This is a genomic window from Schleiferilactobacillus perolens DSM 12744, from assembly GCF_001435585.1.
GTDB classification, from domain to species: domain Bacteria; phylum Bacillota; class Bacilli; order Lactobacillales; family Lactobacillaceae; genus Schleiferilactobacillus; species Schleiferilactobacillus perolens.
On record NZ_AZEC01000002.1, the window covers coordinates 267270 to 284727 of the forward strand.

The 17458-nt window shown below is 46.7% G+C and carries 18 protein-coding genes and 2 tRNA genes; 8 read left to right on the plus strand and 12 right to left on the minus strand.

Going from position 1 to position 17458, the window contains the following annotated elements; genetic code table 11:
• Positions 1–63 precede the first annotated feature (63 nt).
• Positions 64–136 (plus strand) — tRNA-Gln (locus FD09_RS03465).
• Between the two features lie 193 nt (positions 137–329).
• Here FD09_RS03465 and FD09_RS03470 read toward each other — a convergent pair.
• From FD09_RS03470 to FD09_RS03500, 7 genes are all read right to left on the minus strand, one after another.
• Positions 330–638 (minus strand): hypothetical protein, encoded by a 309-nt coding sequence (locus tag FD09_RS03470; protein ID WP_057818366.1) that lies wholly within the window; start codon positions 636–638, stop codon positions 330–332.
• Positions 639–709: 71 nt separating this feature from the next.
• Positions 710–780: transfer RNA gene (locus FD09_RS03475), tRNA-Glu, on the minus strand.
• Between the two features lie 58 nt (positions 781–838).
• Positions 839–1027, minus strand: coding sequence for a hypothetical protein (locus tag FD09_RS03480; protein ID WP_057818368.1), 189 nt, complete (start codon positions 1025–1027; stop codon positions 839–841).
• Positions 1024–1347, minus strand: coding sequence for a hypothetical protein (locus FD09_RS03485; RefSeq protein WP_057818370.1), 324 nt, complete (start codon positions 1345–1347; stop codon positions 1024–1026). Before FD09_RS03485 ends, FD09_RS03480 begins: the two co-directional genes overlap by 4 nt.
• A gap of 17 nt (positions 1348–1364) precedes the next feature.
• Positions 1365–1841, minus strand: a complete 477-nt coding sequence (locus FD09_RS03490; RefSeq protein WP_057818372.1) for a nucleoside deaminase — start codon at positions 1839–1841, stop codon at positions 1365–1367.
• Positions 1842–1944: 103 nt separating this feature from the next.
• Complete coding sequence (locus tag FD09_RS03495; RefSeq protein WP_235812200.1) at positions 1945–3240, minus strand: sensor histidine kinase; 1296 nt, start codon at positions 3238–3240, stop codon at positions 1945–1947.
• Positions 3224–3925 carry a response regulator transcription factor gene (locus FD09_RS03500; RefSeq protein ID WP_057818376.1) on the minus strand — a complete coding sequence of 234 codons (702 nt, stop codon included), beginning with the start codon at positions 3923–3925 and terminating at the stop codon, positions 3224–3226. The genes FD09_RS03495 and FD09_RS03500 overlap by 17 nt, the downstream gene beginning before the upstream one ends.
• 140 nt (positions 3926–4065) lie before the next feature.
• Between FD09_RS03500 and FD09_RS03505 the strand changes: the two genes are divergently transcribed.
• The 3 genes from FD09_RS03505 to FD09_RS03515 are packed head-to-tail and all read left to right on the plus strand — an operon-like array spanning position 4066 to position 7750.
• Positions 4066–4473 (plus strand): GtrA family protein, encoded by a 408-nt coding sequence (locus FD09_RS03505; protein ID WP_057818378.1) that lies wholly within the window; start codon positions 4066–4068, stop codon positions 4471–4473.
• Positions 4457–6736, plus strand: a complete 2280-nt coding sequence (locus tag FD09_RS03510) for an ArnT family glycosyltransferase (RefSeq protein ID WP_057818380.1) — start codon at positions 4457–4459, stop codon at positions 6734–6736. Before FD09_RS03505 ends, FD09_RS03510 begins: the two co-directional genes overlap by 17 nt.
• A 24-nt stretch (positions 6737–6760) precedes the next feature.
• Positions 6761–7750, plus strand: a complete 990-nt coding sequence (locus FD09_RS03515; RefSeq protein ID WP_057818382.1) for a glycosyltransferase family 2 protein — start codon at positions 6761–6763, stop codon at positions 7748–7750.
• Positions 7751–7912: 162 nt separating this feature from the next.
• Here the strand turns inward: FD09_RS03515 and FD09_RS03520 are convergent, their stop codons facing one another.
• From FD09_RS03520 to FD09_RS16995, 4 genes are all read right to left on the minus strand, one after another.
• A complete protein-coding gene (locus tag FD09_RS03520; RefSeq protein WP_057818384.1) occupies positions 7913–8965 on the minus strand; it encodes a tagatose 1,6-diphosphate aldolase in 1053 nt (350 codons plus the stop codon).
• Positions 8966–9104: 139 nt separating this feature from the next.
• Complete coding sequence (locus FD09_RS03525; protein ID WP_057818386.1) at positions 9105–10127, minus strand: ABC transporter permease subunit; 1023 nt, start codon at positions 10125–10127, stop codon at positions 9105–9107.
• Complete coding sequence (locus FD09_RS03530; protein ID WP_057818388.1) at positions 10117–11031, minus strand: ATP-binding cassette domain-containing protein; 915 nt, start codon at positions 11029–11031, stop codon at positions 10117–10119. The genes FD09_RS03525 and FD09_RS03530 overlap by 11 nt, the downstream gene beginning before the upstream one ends.
• On the minus strand, positions 11028–11384 hold the full coding sequence (locus FD09_RS16995) for a GntR family transcriptional regulator (RefSeq protein ID WP_057818390.1): 357 nt from the start codon (positions 11382–11384) through the stop codon (positions 11028–11030). Before FD09_RS16995 ends, FD09_RS03530 begins: the two co-directional genes overlap by 4 nt.
• Before the next feature lie 232 nt (positions 11385–11616).
• Here FD09_RS16995 and FD09_RS03540 point away from each other — a divergent pair, with 232 nt between their 5' ends.
• Positions 11617–12963 carry a glucose-6-phosphate isomerase gene (locus FD09_RS03540; RefSeq protein ID WP_057818391.1) on the plus strand — a complete coding sequence of 449 codons (1347 nt, stop codon included), beginning with the start codon at positions 11617–11619 and terminating at the stop codon, positions 12961–12963.
• Between the two features lie 81 nt (positions 12964–13044).
• On the opposite strand, the gene FD09_RS03545 is transcribed toward FD09_RS03540, so the two are convergent.
• Complete coding sequence (locus FD09_RS03545) at positions 13045–13656, minus strand: VanZ family protein (RefSeq protein WP_057818393.1); 612 nt, start codon at positions 13654–13656, stop codon at positions 13045–13047.
• Between the two features lie 88 nt (positions 13657–13744).
• Here FD09_RS03545 and FD09_RS03550 point away from each other — a divergent pair, with 88 nt between their 5' ends.
• From FD09_RS03550 to FD09_RS03560, 3 genes are read left to right on the plus strand one after another with little or no spacing between them, the layout of a single operon-like run.
• Positions 13745–15958 carry an LTA synthase family protein gene (locus FD09_RS03550; RefSeq protein ID WP_083487502.1) on the plus strand — a complete coding sequence of 738 codons (2214 nt, stop codon included), beginning with the start codon at positions 13745–13747 and terminating at the stop codon, positions 15956–15958.
• Between the two features lie 59 nt (positions 15959–16017).
• On the plus strand, positions 16018–16788 hold the full coding sequence (locus tag FD09_RS03555; protein WP_057818397.1) for a hypothetical protein: 771 nt from the start codon (positions 16018–16020) through the stop codon (positions 16786–16788).
• Positions 16789–16820: 32 nt separating this feature from the next.
• Positions 16821–17375 carry a hypothetical protein gene (locus FD09_RS03560; RefSeq protein WP_057818399.1) on the plus strand — a complete coding sequence of 185 codons (555 nt, stop codon included), beginning with the start codon at positions 16821–16823 and terminating at the stop codon, positions 17373–17375.
• The last annotated feature ends 83 nt before the right edge of the window (positions 17376–17458 follow it).

The following is a 17458-nucleotide window of genomic DNA, read 5'->3' on the forward strand; positions in this document are numbered from 1 at the left end:
TTTGCCCGACCGTCTTGACAACCCCACCCAAAAATTTATATACTATTACTCGTTGTTAAGCACTGGGTAATAGCCAAATTGGTAAGGCAACGGACTCTGAATCCGTAATGTCTAGGTTCGAGTCCTAGTTACCCAATAATCGGGTGTCACCGGCTGTCATGGACGTTCAAAACGTTGATGTGACAGCCTTTTTTATTTCTCAAATTGTCACTGAACCGCACTGATTTTCAAACCAGGCGCATTTCGGGCGGTTGCCGTTGCGCAAAGACGTCACGGCTATTTTTGTCCACAAAAAAGCTGGCCCTCGTGAACCAGCTGCTGTTATCGTATTAAGCTTGTGCACTGCGCAAAACCTTCAGAATATTTACCCATTCGAAGGTCACCACTTGATCGACATGCAAATAGGGCAAACGGACCGGTGCGGTCAAAATCTTGCCTTGTAAATCATCCACATTGATCGCCGTGATGGTCACCGGTAACATTTCCCCTTGAATCTCAGGATCAACAAAACCCAATTGCACTTCGTCACCCACCATCAAGCGTTTAATCGCCTCTGGAGTGGGTGCTTGGAACGTCACCGGTTGGGTGATTGCTAATTGTTGGGCATTGAGATAATGAATCTGGTCATCTTGTACCATGTTGTTCCTCCTATTGAAAAATCAGATAAGGGGTTGAAACCGATTGGCTTCAACCCCTTATGATTTACTGATAGCCCGTACGAGAATCGAACTCGCAACTCCGCCTTGAGAGGGCGACGTCTTAACCATTTGACCAACGGGCAATAAAAATGGCACGTTTATTATTCTACAAAATCTACGGAAAAAGTCAAGGCCTATTTTCACCGTCGGTAGGCAAACCAAAACGTGCCGGCCATAATGATCAGTAAGAAAATACAGAGAAACAAACTAATGTAGAACGCATAGTGAAAAGCCGGCCACCGAAACAGTTGCCAGCACACCGCAAAAACCAACGTCATGATGATACATTCCACCAGTCGAGCGCGAAACTGCATGAACACTGATTTCATTCGTAGGACAACTCCACCATTAACAAGTGTTGATCCTTCAACCAAGAAGTGGTCATCCAAACATCTTGATACCCTCGCTCAGTGGGACTCAAGGTTTCTTGGTATAACGCATCCAACATTTTCTTTTGCTTTTTGACAAATTCTCGCGGCAATCGGTAGACATGCAGCCGCATCGGGACAAAATAATCGGGATAATCAGCGTATGGGAAAAGTTGTTGATCAAATGCAAAAGTCAGCATGTTAACGTACTTACGCGGCTCCCGGACAATATCATCCCGATGGGTCATAATAAATTGCAAAATTTCAGCAGATGGTGACATACTTGCGTCTCCTTTCATCAATATAACTGAGCATTGGCATCCTGGGCAAACCGGACGAAGGATGGTTGGGTAATGTCCCGATCATGTTGCTCCAAATTAAGGACAGCACTATCCCTTTGTCCGCCTTTAATAAAATCATACATAAAATCATCGCGGAACCCAATTTTTGTGGCGTCAGCAGGAGCGTTACCATAATATACCGTTTTGATATTGGCCCACATAATCGCCCCGAGACACATTGGGCAAGGATAAGCCGATGTGTACAATTCACAGCCTGTGAGGTCATAGGTATCCAAGGTTTCGCAAGCCTGGCGAATCGTCACAATTTCGCCATGAGCAGTGGGATCATGCTGGAAGAGCACTTGGTTGTGACCCTTTCCCACGATCTTACCATCTTTGACAATCACACAGCCAAATGGGCCACCTTCATGTAGTTCATTGTTAAGTTCTGCCTGCGCGGCAGCAATCTTCATAAAACGCTGTTCATACGCCATTTTTCGTCGACCACTTTCATATCGCAATTAATGCGTCGCCTGTCCTAATAAAGTATTCAGTCAATCGACGCTATTCAAACTCCAGCATACCACAGTCCCAAGCCTATTTCTTGGGCCGCAACGGTAAGACGACTGTGAATTGTACCCCCTGGGGATGGATATCACTGACAGTCATTTTACCCTGATGATTCTGGACAATCCAATGGGCTATCGCCAATCCCAGACCACTCCCCCCTGTATCTCGATTACGGGATGGATCCACCCGGTAAAATCGGTCAAAGATACGCGCCTTATCGGCGTCCGGAATGCTGGGGCCAGAATTACCGACTTTAATTGTCCAAGTATTCTTCTCTCGGTCAAGCACGACCCAAATAGAATCGCCGGCACTCGTGTATTTGAACCCATTGTCCAACAAAATGACCAGTAATTGATGCAACTGATCTGCGTCAAAGATGGCTTCTCCAGCGGCATTGAGAGTGCTGTCAAAAGCCCGTTGCTGCGCACTGGCGATCTCCGGATAAGGGGTTAACACACTGGCCGCCCAGGCCTTGATATTGTGGGCCTGCAAATCAGTAGTCAAAGCATTGCTGTCGGCCTTCGCCATCGTTAACAAGTCATTAGTCAAATGTTCTAACCGCGTCGCCTCAGCCAGTGTGGTGGCAATTGCTTCACTTTGCGCCATCACCGTGTCGCGCGGTTTCGTTAACAGATGCTCTTGTTGACTTTGAATCACCGCCAACGGTGCCCGTAATTCATGCGCAGCATCCGCCACGAAATCCTGCTGCCGCTGCCAGGAGCGAATAATTGGCCGCATGGAGCGGCGACTGAGGAATGAGGCAAACAATAAAGCCAGTAACCAGAAAATGATCATAGTGACGACTAACACGCGCAGAAAACTGTTAATCCCATCAAGCTGCGCATCCACATTTTGCAAAATCAGCACATAGTTACCCGCATACAACGGATTCAACGTGTCTTTGGAGACTTTCACCAATAATGTGCGAAAAACGCCTCCGCTAGTCGTGAGGGTTTGTTCTTTACCGACAGAACCTTTGTCCAAGTGTAAATTTTGAAAATAGGCATAATAGCGATCCCCTAAATCGGTGGCATTGACAATTTCTCCACTCGCATCGAAGACCACCAAATTAGTCCGAAACGGTGCACCATTTTGACCACTGGGCCGCCGATTGGGTGTCAATGGCCCAGGCGGTGTGCCAGGGCTGCTTTGCAGCAGCTTCTCTTGGCGAATCAAGGCATTGTCGACCCTTCGATAAACAGAATTTTGATACAGAAAAAAGACCACTGCGCCAAGTGTGAAAAACAGCACCGCAAAGCTAAGCACTTCGCCCCAAAATAACCGTCGCTGCTGTCGCCGAATCCCTTCATTTGGCCTCATCATTATCTCCTTGTTCAAAAATATACCCCACGTTGCGAATGGTCCGAATGGCTGCCGCCGTGGCCGTTCCCCGTAACTTCTTTCGTAAATTACTCATATAGACTTCAACCACGGCTAATCCCGTATCGGAATCAAATCCCCAGAGGCGATCAAAGATTTGCTCTTTCGTAAGAATCGTTCCTTGGTTTTGCAACAGGTAAACTAACAAATCAAATTCTTTACCCGAAAGTGGCACAGCAGTCTCGTTCACCGTCACCGAACGATTGTCCAGCTGAATCTTCAGCGAGCCATCCGTCAACATGTGATCATCGGCAATTTTTCCAGCTCTTTTAAGCAGCACTTTGATTCGGGCCATCAGTTCTTCCCGGTGAAACGGCTTAGTTAAATAATCGTCCGTACCTAACGTGAACCCGCGCATCTTGTCACTGAGACCGTCCTTAGCCGTCAGAATCAGCACGGGCGTAGTAATTCCTTTCTCCCGAATCTTGTGTAAGATCGTAAAACCATCCATTTCAGGCAGCATGATATCCAAAATAATGGCATCAAAAATACCTTCTGCCGCTAAATACTCTCCCTCATCGCCAGTCAGCACACCCTGGGAATCGGCCAGCGGTGCCAAAAATTCACGGATGCTGTCATTCAAAACACGGTCGTCTTCCACGACTAATACCAACGGCTTGGTGGTCATGAGGTATCTTCCTTCTTTCCTATTAATATCGAGTATACCGGTTCAACCTTTATGGCACCTTAAACATTTTCTGTATGTTTTTAAGCTGAATTTATGCTCCACCCCTTAATGTGGTCCCTAAAGCAAAGGAGGTGGCAATTGTGAAACGATTGCTCACTCAGTTCATCCAGTTTGGATTAGTGGGTGCACTGAATACTGTGTTAACTTACGTCATTTATTTGTTATTATACCAACAAATTTCTCCCACTCTGGCAATGGCAGTGGGATACGGCCTCACGTCTTTAATGGGCCTTTGGCTCAACAAGTCCTGGGTCTTTAAACGTGCCGGAGGAGAATTGTCCTGGCTCACTTTTAAATATTATGCCACATATGGTTCAACATTTTGTCTCAGCCTCGTCCTCACTAGTCTCTGGGTGGACGCCTGGCATTTGCCATCCGCGATAGCACCATTGTTCAGTCTGATGATCACGGTGCCGGCCAACTTCGTATTAAGCAAATATTGGGTGTTTACACAGAAAGGAGTCCGCATCAATGCAAGCAAAAACTAAACCGACTGTCACTGAACCACCTGTAAAAAAGCGCTGGTCCATGGATATATGGTTAATTGCCATTCTAATTCTGGCCGCATTCCTTTATGGCTGGAACATTTGGCAAGCCGGGAATGCCAATGATTATTACACCGCTGCCATCGTCAGCATGACCAAGAGCTGGCACAATTTTTGGTACGGCGCGTTCGATCCGGCCGGCTTTATTACTGTCGATAAGCCGCCAGTCGCATTATGGTTCATGGCGATTTCGGCCAAAATATTCGGGGTCCACGGCTGGTCCGTGGTTTTACCGTCGATCCTCTTTGGCATTGGCTCCGTATATCTCCTTTACGCAATGGTCAAACGTCCGTTTGGTGCCTGGGCAGGCCGCTTAGCTGCCTTGATCATGACATTAACACCAATTGTGGTCGCCGATTCACGAACCAATAATATGGATGCCACATTGGTGTATTTCCTCTTATTAGCGACTGATTGTCTCTTTATTGCGATTGCCAAGAAGAAACCTTGGCTTGTCATTGTCAGCTTTGCATTGATTGGTGTGGCGTTCAACATCAAGATGCTGCAGGCATTTATGATTCTGCCGGCACTCATTCTTTTCTATTGGCTAGCCAGTTCTGCCACTTGGCCCAAGCGTTTACTGACTTTAGGCGGTGCGGCTGTTGCTTGTGCCGTCTTCACTCTGGCTTGGCCCTTGCAAGTAGATTCCACCAATGCTGCCGATCGGCCATATATCGGTAGTTCGCAAACCAACTCGGTGATGGAACTTGCTTTTGGTTATAACGGCACTGAACGGCTACTCGGTCAATCCACCGGCACTGGTGGTGCATTCGGGGCTGGTATGACCGGTAAGACAAATAGTCAACAAGAGGGCATGCCCGGCAGTATGGGAACAACGAAGTCTGGGACCACCACCAAAAAGAGTACCGGTAAGACAACGACTACCCAAGGACAAATGCCCGGCGGCGGTAATCCGCCATCTGGTACCCCAAAAGGCGGGAACCCGCCTACAGGAGCCAAGGGTCAGAACCCGCCGGGCCAAGCCGCTAATGGCACAGCCACCAATAAAACTACGACAAAAGGTAGTACAACGGTAACCGCCAATGGTACCACTACTGGTCAAACAGCCGAGGGCGGCTTCCCCGGTGGCACGCCGCCCACAGGTAACCGCAAGGGTGGTTTTGGCGGTAGTAATCGCCGTGGCCGCACGGGCGGCGGTGGCGGTGCGTTCAACATTGGTACTGTCGGTGTATTCCGAATATTCCAGACTGAACTAGGACCGCAAATCAGCTGGCTATTACCCACAGCGCTGATTGGCTTTGTCAGTGCCTTTGCCTACTACTTTGATCGCAAACGCAAATGGTGGCAATTGACCTTGCAGCAGAAGCATCTCGGCTACTGGCTCGCATGGCTAGTTCCCGTCGGTGGCTTCTTCTCCATCGCATCGTTCTTCCATCCGTATTACACAATCATGCTGGCACCTCCCATTGCCGCTTTGGGCGGGATTGGTCTTTACACCATGTTTAAACAGTTTAGCGGTTCTTGGAAAAAATGGACTACCTACTTACTTCCGCTAGCAATTGCTGCTACCGTGGCGTTGCAAGCTTGGTATCTGACGCTGTACTACACCATTGCGCCGTGGCTCTTAATCATCGCGGGCCTCGTCGTCATCGCAGGGTTACTGGCCACTCGACTGCGCCGCTTCCGTAAAACCATGGTAGGTGCAACCTTGATCACCATTCTGGCGGCTCCAGGCTTTTGGTCACTCACCCCAACATTAGCTGCAGAGTCCGCGGGTATCCCCACCGCCGGTCCAGATTTACTTTCTCAAGGCGGTAATGCCAGTGGCGGAATCGGCAGTGGCAGTGTCAATTCTGGCATGCTGAAATACTTGGAAAAACATCAAGGTTCTGCGAAATACCTTTTTGCCACCTCTAATGCCTCCACCGCTGCCCCCTATATCATTAAATCGGGCAAAGCGGTTATGGCCATCGGTGGATTCAACGGCACCGACCCAACATTAACTTTGAAGCAATTCAAAGCGTTAGTGAAGAAAGGTGAAATCAAGTATTACTACAGCTCTGGCCGTGCAGGTAACTCAACCATTACCACTTGGATCGAAAAAGTCGGTAAAAAAGTCTCCAGCAGCAAGTATTCTTCTGGCAGCACAAAAACTACCAATCAGAGAAGCTTTGGCGGCGGTATGCCAGGTGGCATGGGAGACAGCGGTACGCTGTACCAACTGAGTCCCAGCGATGTCAAATAATCCCACTAGAAAGGAGTCATCATTATGGCTAACATACATTCAATCAATCCCCTCATTTCCATTGTTTTACCGGTATTTAATGAAGAAGCGGGTATTCAAGAAACCATCGATGTGTTAGAACGCTTCGTGGTTGCCCGAAAGGAGCGCTATGAACTGATTTTTGTCGATGATGGCAGTCGCGATCATACAATTGAAATCTTGCATGCCGCCATGCAAAAGTTTCCGCAAATTCGGATCGTCGAATTTTCTCGCAACTTTGGCCATCAATTGGCTATCACTGCTGGGGTGCGTTATGCGTCCGGTGATGCGGTAGTCGTAATGGACGCAGACTTGCAAGATCCCCCTAGCGTGATTCCCAGTATGATCGCCAAGTGGCAGGAAGGATTCGCCGTGGTGTATGGCAAACGACGGCATCGCGATGGTGAGACGTGGTTTAAAACCGCTACCGCAGCAGCTTTCTATCGATTACTGCGCAGCATGACGAACGTCGATATTCCTGTGGACACTGGTGATTTCCGCCTTATGGATCGCAAAGTCGTCGACATATTGGCACAAATGGACGAACCCGACCCTTTCGTTCGCGGAATGGTCAGCTGGGTCGGCTTCAAGCAGACGGGGGTGCTCTATGATCGCCAAGAACGGTATGCTGGTTCTTCCAAGTATCCCCTGCGCAAAATGTTGGGACTGGCAATGAACGGCATCACGAGCTTTTCTAAACTGCCCTTGGTCATTGGCTACTGGGGGGCCGGTCTGCTCGGTATAATCAGTGTCTTAGCCGTATTGACGAACTTATTTTTGGGCACCATGACTGGTACGACTTGGTTGATTGCCATGACTGGGTTCGTGGGCGCCTTGATCCTCCTGTCGTTAGGAATACTGGGCACCTATGTTGGCCGCATGTTTACTGCTTCCCGGCAGCGTCCACTTTACATCGTGGCGCAAACGGAAGGATTTAAACAAGCCATCGTGAAACCAAAGCAAAATGATTATCACTTGGTTCAGTTGCGTAACTGACCGACACTGACTCACCCCAATCGGTCTGGCGCTGAACCAAACGCCCACCAGGATTCGAAGAAACCGTCTCTTGCATACAATCGCAAGGGACGGTTTTGTGTATCTATGGAAATCACTAAAAAAAGAAGCTCCGCCAAAGCGGAACTTCCGTGATACCAAAAATTAGTCAGTCATTACGTCCTTATCAAAGACCTCAATGTTGTCCAAACCACCATAAATGGCATACCAAGGCTTCGCATACTTCGCTAAAATGTCATTCAATTCCTCAACATTTTCCTTGCCTTGCGTATCAAGCCACTGAATCAGCGCTTCGCGACCATCCTTGGCATAAACTTCTACACCGTCTAACCACGTTGCCCGGCCACCTAAAATACCGCTATAGGCATTGCCAGATTCACCAGCAAAAGTTAATTCTTCCCGGAATGTTTCGGCAGGCACACCCGCAGACAAGTAAATGAACGGCCGATCCACCAATTCATTCATGTCTTTGAAGATTTGTTTTACTTCATCTTGGCTGTAAACAGCGTCCACACCATCCTTGGTGTAACCAGCCACGTAATTCCAGTTAACCGGAATCTCTGCCTTGAGCACGTCAATGTGATATTTGTCCTTCGAGAATTCCTTCATCGAATCCAATACCAATTGCGGTTTCTCCTTGGCAAACTCTGGGCTCTTGCCATCCGGTACATTATCATCATACGTGACAATTTCAACAAACACGGGAATGTCTGCGGCTAAAGCTTCATTACCCAGGCGTTCCAAGAAAGCGTGCTTCACCTTATTGATTTCGTCTTTGTCATTGGGATTGTAATAGATCAAGACTTTAGCCGCGTCGCCGCCCTTTTCCAGAATCCGGTCTAATGATTCATCTGGTAAGAGTTCTGGGAAACGACCTACAGTATCAGCATCGTAGCCTGTCTTCTCGTAAGAAAGAATCAAACCACTATCCTTAGACTTAGATTTCATTCCCTTGAAACCCAGCTCTTCATCAATCAAAATGGCGGAGGTGTACTCCGTCAACTCTTGGGCGACGAGTTCCTTGTATTCATAAACCATGTCCAAAGAATATTCCTTGCCGTATTTCTTGGCAGCCGCCTGCATAATACGCTTCATCGAACCCCGTTGGTCAATCGCCAAAGCTGCAATAACCCCTTGATCATTGGACAACTTCTGCAACTTGTCGAATTTACCGCGGGAAATACGTTTCTTTGCCATAAGTGTGTTCCCTCCATAGTTTGTGAGCATCGCTTACCAGTGGAAATGAAGCGGCGCTCGATATTCTCAATCGCCCTGAATTATACAGGGAAAGGCGAACATTAACAAAGAATATGCCTCGCAAAACCCACTTGGCCTTTTATGCGGATTGACGTCGATTGCGATGCCAGTGCAGATTGGGGCGGTATAAATACCAGTAACCGAGCAGTAAGACGATGATTCCCGTAATGCCCATCGAGATTGCTTTTTCACCTACGAATAACCAGTCTCCTGTGGCAATCGGTACATAAATCACGAAGGCTAATAAGACCCATGGCCGCAACCACTCCAGGAGCAAATAATGACCGCTGTTCTCCATGGATACCCGATCGTAAAACCAGAACGTCAAACCTAAAAATATCATAGTCAGTACCAGAACGATGATTGTATAGGATACTGCATTGTCCAAATACCGCCAAACTTGTTTTTGTACATGGAAGAACTGAGTCACCTGGTCAAAGAAAGAACTTCCCGAAAGTCCAAGAAATGCCACTGTCAAGACAAGGGGCAGTGCGGTACCGATAATGGTGCCAAACATCGCTCCGAGTCCGAACGCGAAGAGCAAAGTGCCGACAAACGCGACTAGATTGAGCATCGTGTTTGGCCAGTCAATAATCAAATACCGTGCGGGAATTCCAAAATGATAAACGAGCATGATGATTGCCGCAGCGCCTAAATAGCTGAGCAAAACGACCGCCACATAAGGCAAGATTTTGGCCATTAAGATCCTCTTTCTGGCCACCCCACTGCTGAACAACAACCGATTAAACTGACTGTTTTGGTCCATGAACATCATCAGCACACCAGCGACCAGTGCCATGATTATGAACGGCTCTATAAATAACATACTGGTGCCAAAAGTGATTTTATTACCCTTGTCGCCGATATACTCTGTTTTTTGACGCCGCACGAATTCTTGGTACGATATTTTCTCATCACCCACATAGTCCCGATACTCTTTTGTAAAAGACCGCGCACTGGGAATGTATTCGTTGGTTGTCGCGCGATTGGCCAAATGATTGGTCCCCAAAAACAGACCCAGTAAGAGCGTGAGCACAGCAATGAGGATCAACCACACCCGATGACGTTCTAAAATCAACTGACGCACTTTTTTATTTGTCATGTGTGAAATCCTCCTGTCCCATCAAGTAGTCCGTATCATGTACTGCGGTGGTGCGAAACACATCGGTTAAGGTTAATGGCAGTTCTTCCATAAACACAGGCTGGGCCTGATGAAGAGCCCCATCAATGGCATCCGTATATTTTAGGAAGATAATTTCCAACACCTGGCCAGTGACCCGAATCAAGGTACCCTGCTCTTTGACAAGTGGCGGCACCTGATTGTGGCGAAAGACGACTTGAATTTTCTTTGCTTCTTCCCGCAGCTTCTCCAACTCGTAATCGTGGGTAATATGATGATTCTTTAAGATCAATACCCGATCGCTGATGCCATCCAATTCTTCCAAATCATGGGAGGAAATCAAGAATGCATGATTGCCGTCTGCCGCTGCCTGAATAATGAGTTTGGTCACTTGATCCCGCGCAATCACATCCAAACCGGAGAATGGTTCGTCCAAGATAATGTACGGCGCGTCACTGGCCAGTGCCAATGCCATTAATACAGTGGCTTGCATTCCCTTGGATAGATCCATCCACCGGGCCGTCGCTTCAATTGAGAAATGCCGTACTGTATTCAAAAAGTCAGCCATTTGGAAACCGGGATAAATCAAGGCATAGTAGTCGGCCATTCGTTGGACTTCAGAACGGTCAAAGAAATTTTGTTGACCGTCCACGAAAAAAATCTGCTGGGTAAAATTAGCCTGGGGATTGATGGCCTGCTCGTTAAGACAAACCGTTCCCTTTTCTGGAATATACTGCATCATCATGGTTCGAAAAAGAGTCGTTTTACCCGCACCATTACGCCCGACCAAACCCGTGATTTGCCCTGGTTGCCAGGTGAAGCTCACATCTTGCAGTACGACTTTGCCATCGATCCGTTTACTCAGATTCATTACTGTCACTGTCATTGCTTGGAATCCTCCTTTGCCGGTGAATATCGGGTATTCAGAAAATCATCGATTTGTACCCGCGTAATCCCCGCCACTTCCGCGTTGATTAACCATCGCGATAATTGCTGCCATAATGGTTTTTGCTGATCCACAGTCGTTGCTGTCATCGCTTTGATAAAAGTGCCCTTCCCCGGTTGAACTTCGATGACGCCATCTTTTTCCAGTTGACGATATGCTTTCGCCACTGTATTAGGATTGAGTTGTTCTTGTTGCGCCATTTCACGGACAGACGGTAATTTGTCTCCGGCAGCCCAGATCCCCTGCAAAATTTGATTTTTGATCTTTAATGCCAGCCGCTCATAATAAGCCATCGAATAGTTTGCCTCCACAATCAAGTCACCGCCTTTAATTTGATGTGTACTATGTGTACTACTATACCTAGTACACTTAAAAAATCAAGTCCCCTCTTTTGGAACATAAAAGCCCTGAAAATCAGTTGATATAATACGGTTTCTAACCAATTGTTGGGAATTGCATTTTGGTGCGTAAGCGATTAAAGTGATAGAGTAATGGTTTATCGAAAAAAAGAAAGCAGGTTTATTCATGGCACATATTTCATTTGACTCATCTGCGTTAACCAAATTCGTTCACGACAACGAATTAAGTGAAATTCAACCGTTAGTCACCGCGGCCGATAAAGAGTTGCGGGAAGGTACCGGCGCTGGTAATGATTTTAGAGGTTTCCTTGATTTACCCGTCGCTTATGACAAAGATGAATTCGCGCGGATCAAAGCCGCTGCCAAGAAGGTGCAAGGTAATTCTGAAGTCTTTGTGGCCATTGGGATCGGTGGTTCCTACTTGGGTGCCCAAGCAGCCATTGATTTCTTGAATCCAAATTTCTATAACCAACAGGCCAACCGTTCTGTCCCAGAAGTGTACTTTGCCGGTAATTCCATTAGCGGCAGTTACTTACACGACTTAGTACAAATGATCGGTGATCGCGACTTCAGTATCAATGTGATTTCTAAGTCTGGCACAACCACTGAACCATCCATTGCCTTCCGCGTATTGAAAGCCAAGCTGATTGCCAAATATGGTGCAGCCGGTGCAAAGGAACGCATCTTTGCGACTACTGATAAGGCAAAAGGAGCTTTGAAGACTGAAGCAGATGCAGAGGGTTACGAAGAGTTTGTCGTGCCCGATGATATCGGCGGCCGTTTCTCTGTTCTTTCTGCTGTTGGTTTGCTGCCGATTGCTGTGGCTGGCGGCGATATTGACCAACTCATGCAAGGCGCGGCAGATGCCCGGAGTGAATACACAAATCCAGATGTCACCAAGAACGAAGCTTATCGTTATGCTGCACTGCGTAACATTCTGTACCGTAAAGGTTTCACCACTGAATTGTTGGAAAACTACGAACCGAATCTGCGTTTGTTTGGCGAATGGTGGAAGCAATTAATGGGTGAATCCGAAGGTAAAGATCAAAAGGGTATCTATCCTTCTTCCGCCAACTTCTCAACTGATCTGCACTCCCTGGGCCAATATATCCAGGAGGGTCTGCGTAATCTGTTTGAAACAGTGGTTAAGATTGATGACGCGCCTAACGATGTCACCATCCCCGATGATGACAAGAACTTGGACGGGCTTGGTTACTTGGCTGGCAAGTCCATGAACTATGTCAATGACAAGGCTTATCATGGTGTGGTATTAGCCCATACTGATGGTGGCGTACCGGTAATGACTGTCAACGTACCGAAGCAGGATGCTTATTCTTTGGGCTACACAATCTACTTCTTTGAAATTGCAGTGGCAATTTCTGGTTATCTGAATGGTATCAACCCATTCAATCAACCCGGGGTGGAAGCCTATAAGAAGAATATGTTTGCCCTGTTGGGTCGCCAAGGTTATGAAGAATTGACTAAAGAACTGACAGCGCGTCTAAACAAGTAATTTGACGTGAGCAAAAAGAAGTTTCGCTCAAAAAGCGAAACTTCTTTTTTTGTGGATTTAAGCAAGCTGTGTTTTACCGTCCTACCGTCGAAACAGGCGTCGGCCAATTGCGTACAGCAGATAACCACATAATGCCCCCAGCGTATTAAACATCACATCGTCCACATCAGAAATACCAGTGTACAGGATAAACTGGAGCGCTTCGATGATACAGGACACCAGCATTCCCGTTAACACTGTGGTAAATAGCCCCACTCGTTTTTTCCGGATGGCGGGATACAATACGCCAAAAGGAATGAACCAGGCAATGTTCCCAAAAAGATTGTAGATGAAATCGACAATGGATTGGCCCTGCTGCAGCTTGGCGGTTTGAGTCCATAGCTGCCAGTTCACATCACTTAATGGGCGATGCAGATAAAGATGCAACTGCCATGGGAAATAAACCCCGCGAAACACAGTGAGCGCAAAAACCAGCATTAGATAAAAGACAAACACCCACACCAGCAATTCTTTGCCCCAACCTCCGGTGGTGTGTCGATGATGGCGCCAAATCAAACGCACTCCGATAAAAATCAAGAAATACAGCAGTGTCTTATCCAGCGAATAAAACGTCAACCGAATCAGTGGAAAATGGTTGATACGATCACTAAAGGTGGTTGCCACCCAGTTATACAACGGACCCAAGAAAATCAATGGGACACGCCCTCTCCATGTTTTAGAATTTACTTACAGTTGGGTCCGGAATTGCGCACTAATCGCGTTCCGCGTTACAATGTTGGCAATGAACACAGAAAGGATCACGGTCATGCTCAAAATTCAGCAATGGGTTCGTACGCGTCCGCGCTTTACCGCCCTGCTCGTCTTCCTGTACTGGGCTAAGTGTATGCTTGCCTATACAGTCGATTTTTCTTTGGGGGTTGATAATCCGTACGACGCTTTTATACTCGCTTTGAACCCACTGGCCACGACCCTTTTACTCTTCAGCCTCAGTTACTTCATTCCCCGTCCAAAAATAGCTTACTGGGTGCTGTTTGGTCTGTATGTGGCCAATACGCTTTTATTGTATAGTAACATTATTTACTATCGTCAATTCACCGACTTTCTGACCCTTTCCACAATTTTAAATGCCTCTAAGGTCAGTGCCGGCTTAGGCAGCAGTACACTCAAGCTGATGACCATCCACGATGTCTTTTACTGGTTGGATATTATCATCCTCTTACTTCTCTTGTTGCGTAAGGCCATTCCCATGAATCCCAAGCGTTACCCATCGGTCAATGCGTGGGCTTGTTTGAGTGGCGCCGTCGTTTTATTCGCTGTTAACCTCACACTGGCGGATACCTCCCGACCACAACTGTTGACGCGAACCTTTGACCGTAATTACATTGTGCGCTACTTAGGAATTAATGCCTTCATGGTTTACGATGCAGCCCGTTCTGCGCAAAATAACCAGATTCGGTCGCAGGCGGACGGGACTGATTTAACCAACGTGCTCGCATACACCCGGAAGCATTATGCCGCTCCCGACCCCCAATATTTTGGCGTGGCTAAGAATAAAAACGTCATCATCATTCATCTGGAAAGTTTTGAACAATTTTTAATTAATTATAAGGTGGACGGCAAGGAAGTCACACCTTTTCTCAATAGCCTTTACAAGAGCAGTGATACGCTGTCTTTCGACAACTTTTATCATCAAGTGGGACTCGGTCGGACCAGTGATGCCGAAAATATGTTAGAAAACTCTGTATACGGTATTTCCGACGGATCTGTCTTCACTTCCCTGGGCAGTGACAATGTCTTTCAGTCTGCCCCGGCTATTTTGCAGCAAAGTGCGGGGTATACCTCCGGCGTTTTCCATGGCAATGTAGGTAGTTTCTGGAATCGGGACAGTGTTTACAAGAACTTGGGGTATCAGTATTTCTTTGACTCCCGCTATTTTGACACATCCGCTGACAATTCCATGGGTTATGGGCTGAAAGATAAGTTGCTGTTCGCTGAAAGCACTAAATATTTGGAACAAATGCAGCAACCTTTCTACGTGAAATACATTACCGTCACCAACCACTTTCCTTTCATGATCACCAACACAGATAGTACTTTTCCCAAGGGCAACACGGGTGATAGTTTGGTGGATAACTACTTCCGGACGGCAAATTATCTGGATCAATCCATCAAAGAATTCTTTGACTACCTGAAGAAATCTGGTCTGTACGATAATTCTCTGGTGATGATTTACGGCGACCATTATGGTCTCTCCAATTCCAATAACTTATCGTTGGCCAAAATGCTCGGGCGTGATCCGAGTCACTGGACTGCTTTTGACAATGCGCAAATGCAAAGGGTGCCCTTTATGCTGCATATGCCCGGATTAAAGGGCGGATTACAGCCTCAATACGGCGGTGAAATTGATGTACTACCGACTCTTCTCCATCTGTTAGGCGTAAATACCAAACAGTATGTCCAATTTGGCACCGATTTGTTGTCCCCCCAACATGATCAAACAGTCATCTTCCGGAACAACAACTTCGTCACACCAAATTACACCTTTGTAGGCGGCAAAGGCGCAGACAGCAGCGTATATGACAACCACACGGGCTTGCCTGTGACTAACCCCACAGATGCCCAAAAGGAAAACTTCAACAATTTGCAAACCCAGGTAGACAACACATTGTCGCTATCGGATTCCCTTAATTCAAAGAATCTGTTGCGGTTTTATACACCGGCCAATTTTACCCCGGTCGATCCAAAACAATACGATTACCGGGCGCTATGGACCAAATTACAAGCCACCGAGAAAATGTTGGGTAAAAAATCGACCAGTTTGTATAGCAAAAACGGCGATCGCACGACAACTGGTCTTTATCAAACGGATGCGCCAGAATTACAGGAAAATAACGATGCCATCAACAATGTACCCGCTGATCAGTTGAAAAAGGAAAAGGAAATCTCGCAATCTGACAAAGAAAAGGTTTCCAAATCAAGCAGTGCAAATCCTTAACTTCATTTTTTCACAAATTATTCAAACTCAACCGGTACAATAATTGTGGAGGGTAAAGGATGCTGTTTATTAATCGCGCAATTGCCAGTTTGAAGTATCACCGCCGCAATTCTATCGTTGTAGTCAGCGGAATGGTCGTATTTATGATCGTTGCGCTGGCATTGCAAATGTTGCACCAAATTGAAACATCGATTTCGATCAATTTTATGCAAAATATCAAGATGTTTCCTCAGTCGGTGCAGACTGCATTGAAGTACACAATTGATGCCTTGCAGCAAAGTCATATAGACATGTTGGGATTGTATGAACACTATATCCAATACACCTATCTTGGCTTCTTTCTTTTCCTGGTAGTCGTCCATCTATTTTCCCTCCATGCCCGCCAAAGTGAGTTGAAGGCCTATACCGCCACTGACAAATCCGTGTCTTGGATTTCCTTGCAATTGTTTACCGAGTACTTTCTGCTTTTTCTTTTGGCATATGTCATCGTATTCGGACTGGGTATTATTCTCACTTTTGTCGGAATCAATTGGCTGCGGGATCTGAATCAGCAATTATTTGCCTATCAATTTCCCAACATTTTGACAACTGTTGTGAAGACGGCCGACGACAATCGATTCATTAGTAATTTATTTCACCAGCAGTTTACCTATTTCAATTGGGACGAATTGCTTGCTGGCAATACCGTCTACATCAACCGCATCTCCATCTTCACCAGCGGTATCCGTGAGAATTTCTTTTCATTCTTCGCTCTCGTGATTCTGGCCATCATCGGCAGTTCATGGGTTGGGATCCACTGGTGGCGATTCCGGTTAAGTCGCAAACAATAATAATCGCTCGAAACGTTTAGGAGGAATGCACATTGCGCAAAGCCAGTATGACGACACCCTGGATGGACACTTTGACCACCCCCGGTTCCTACTTTGTCCTAACACCTGCGGATACGACGCCTGCTGCTTTTTATCAAAAGTTATGGCATGATTTCCATCGATTGGATGATGTTGGCTTCGTTGATCCCAGCGATCAATCGGTAATTCCTTTTTTATCTGTGGCCGACAATATCTTAATTGACTCGCCCAAAAATGATGTCGAACGGCTGCGCCAATTTCTTTTGGACAACGAGTACACGGAACTCAACACCCATGACTTTTTGGATAAACCCGCTAGCACGTTGAATGAGACCGAGCGTTTCTATGTTCAGCTCTTCCGGTTTTTATTGTTAAAACGCCATTTTATTGTGACTACCAATTTCTTGGATCACCAGGGAGTTTCCACCTTCCGGATCTTCTTCAATTTGTTAGAAAACGTTTTGCAGTCCACGCAAAGTCATTTGATTATGGTGACTAGTGATCACGAAATGATCGATGGTCAGCCGCCGGAACGCCTTCTCAACGCCAGCATGTTTAAACGCGAATAGCAAAAAATGGATTTAGCCTGCACCGTCGGCTGAGTCCATTTTTTTGCGTTCTCCAATGGTGCTGGGCATAATGGAAGTGTTCA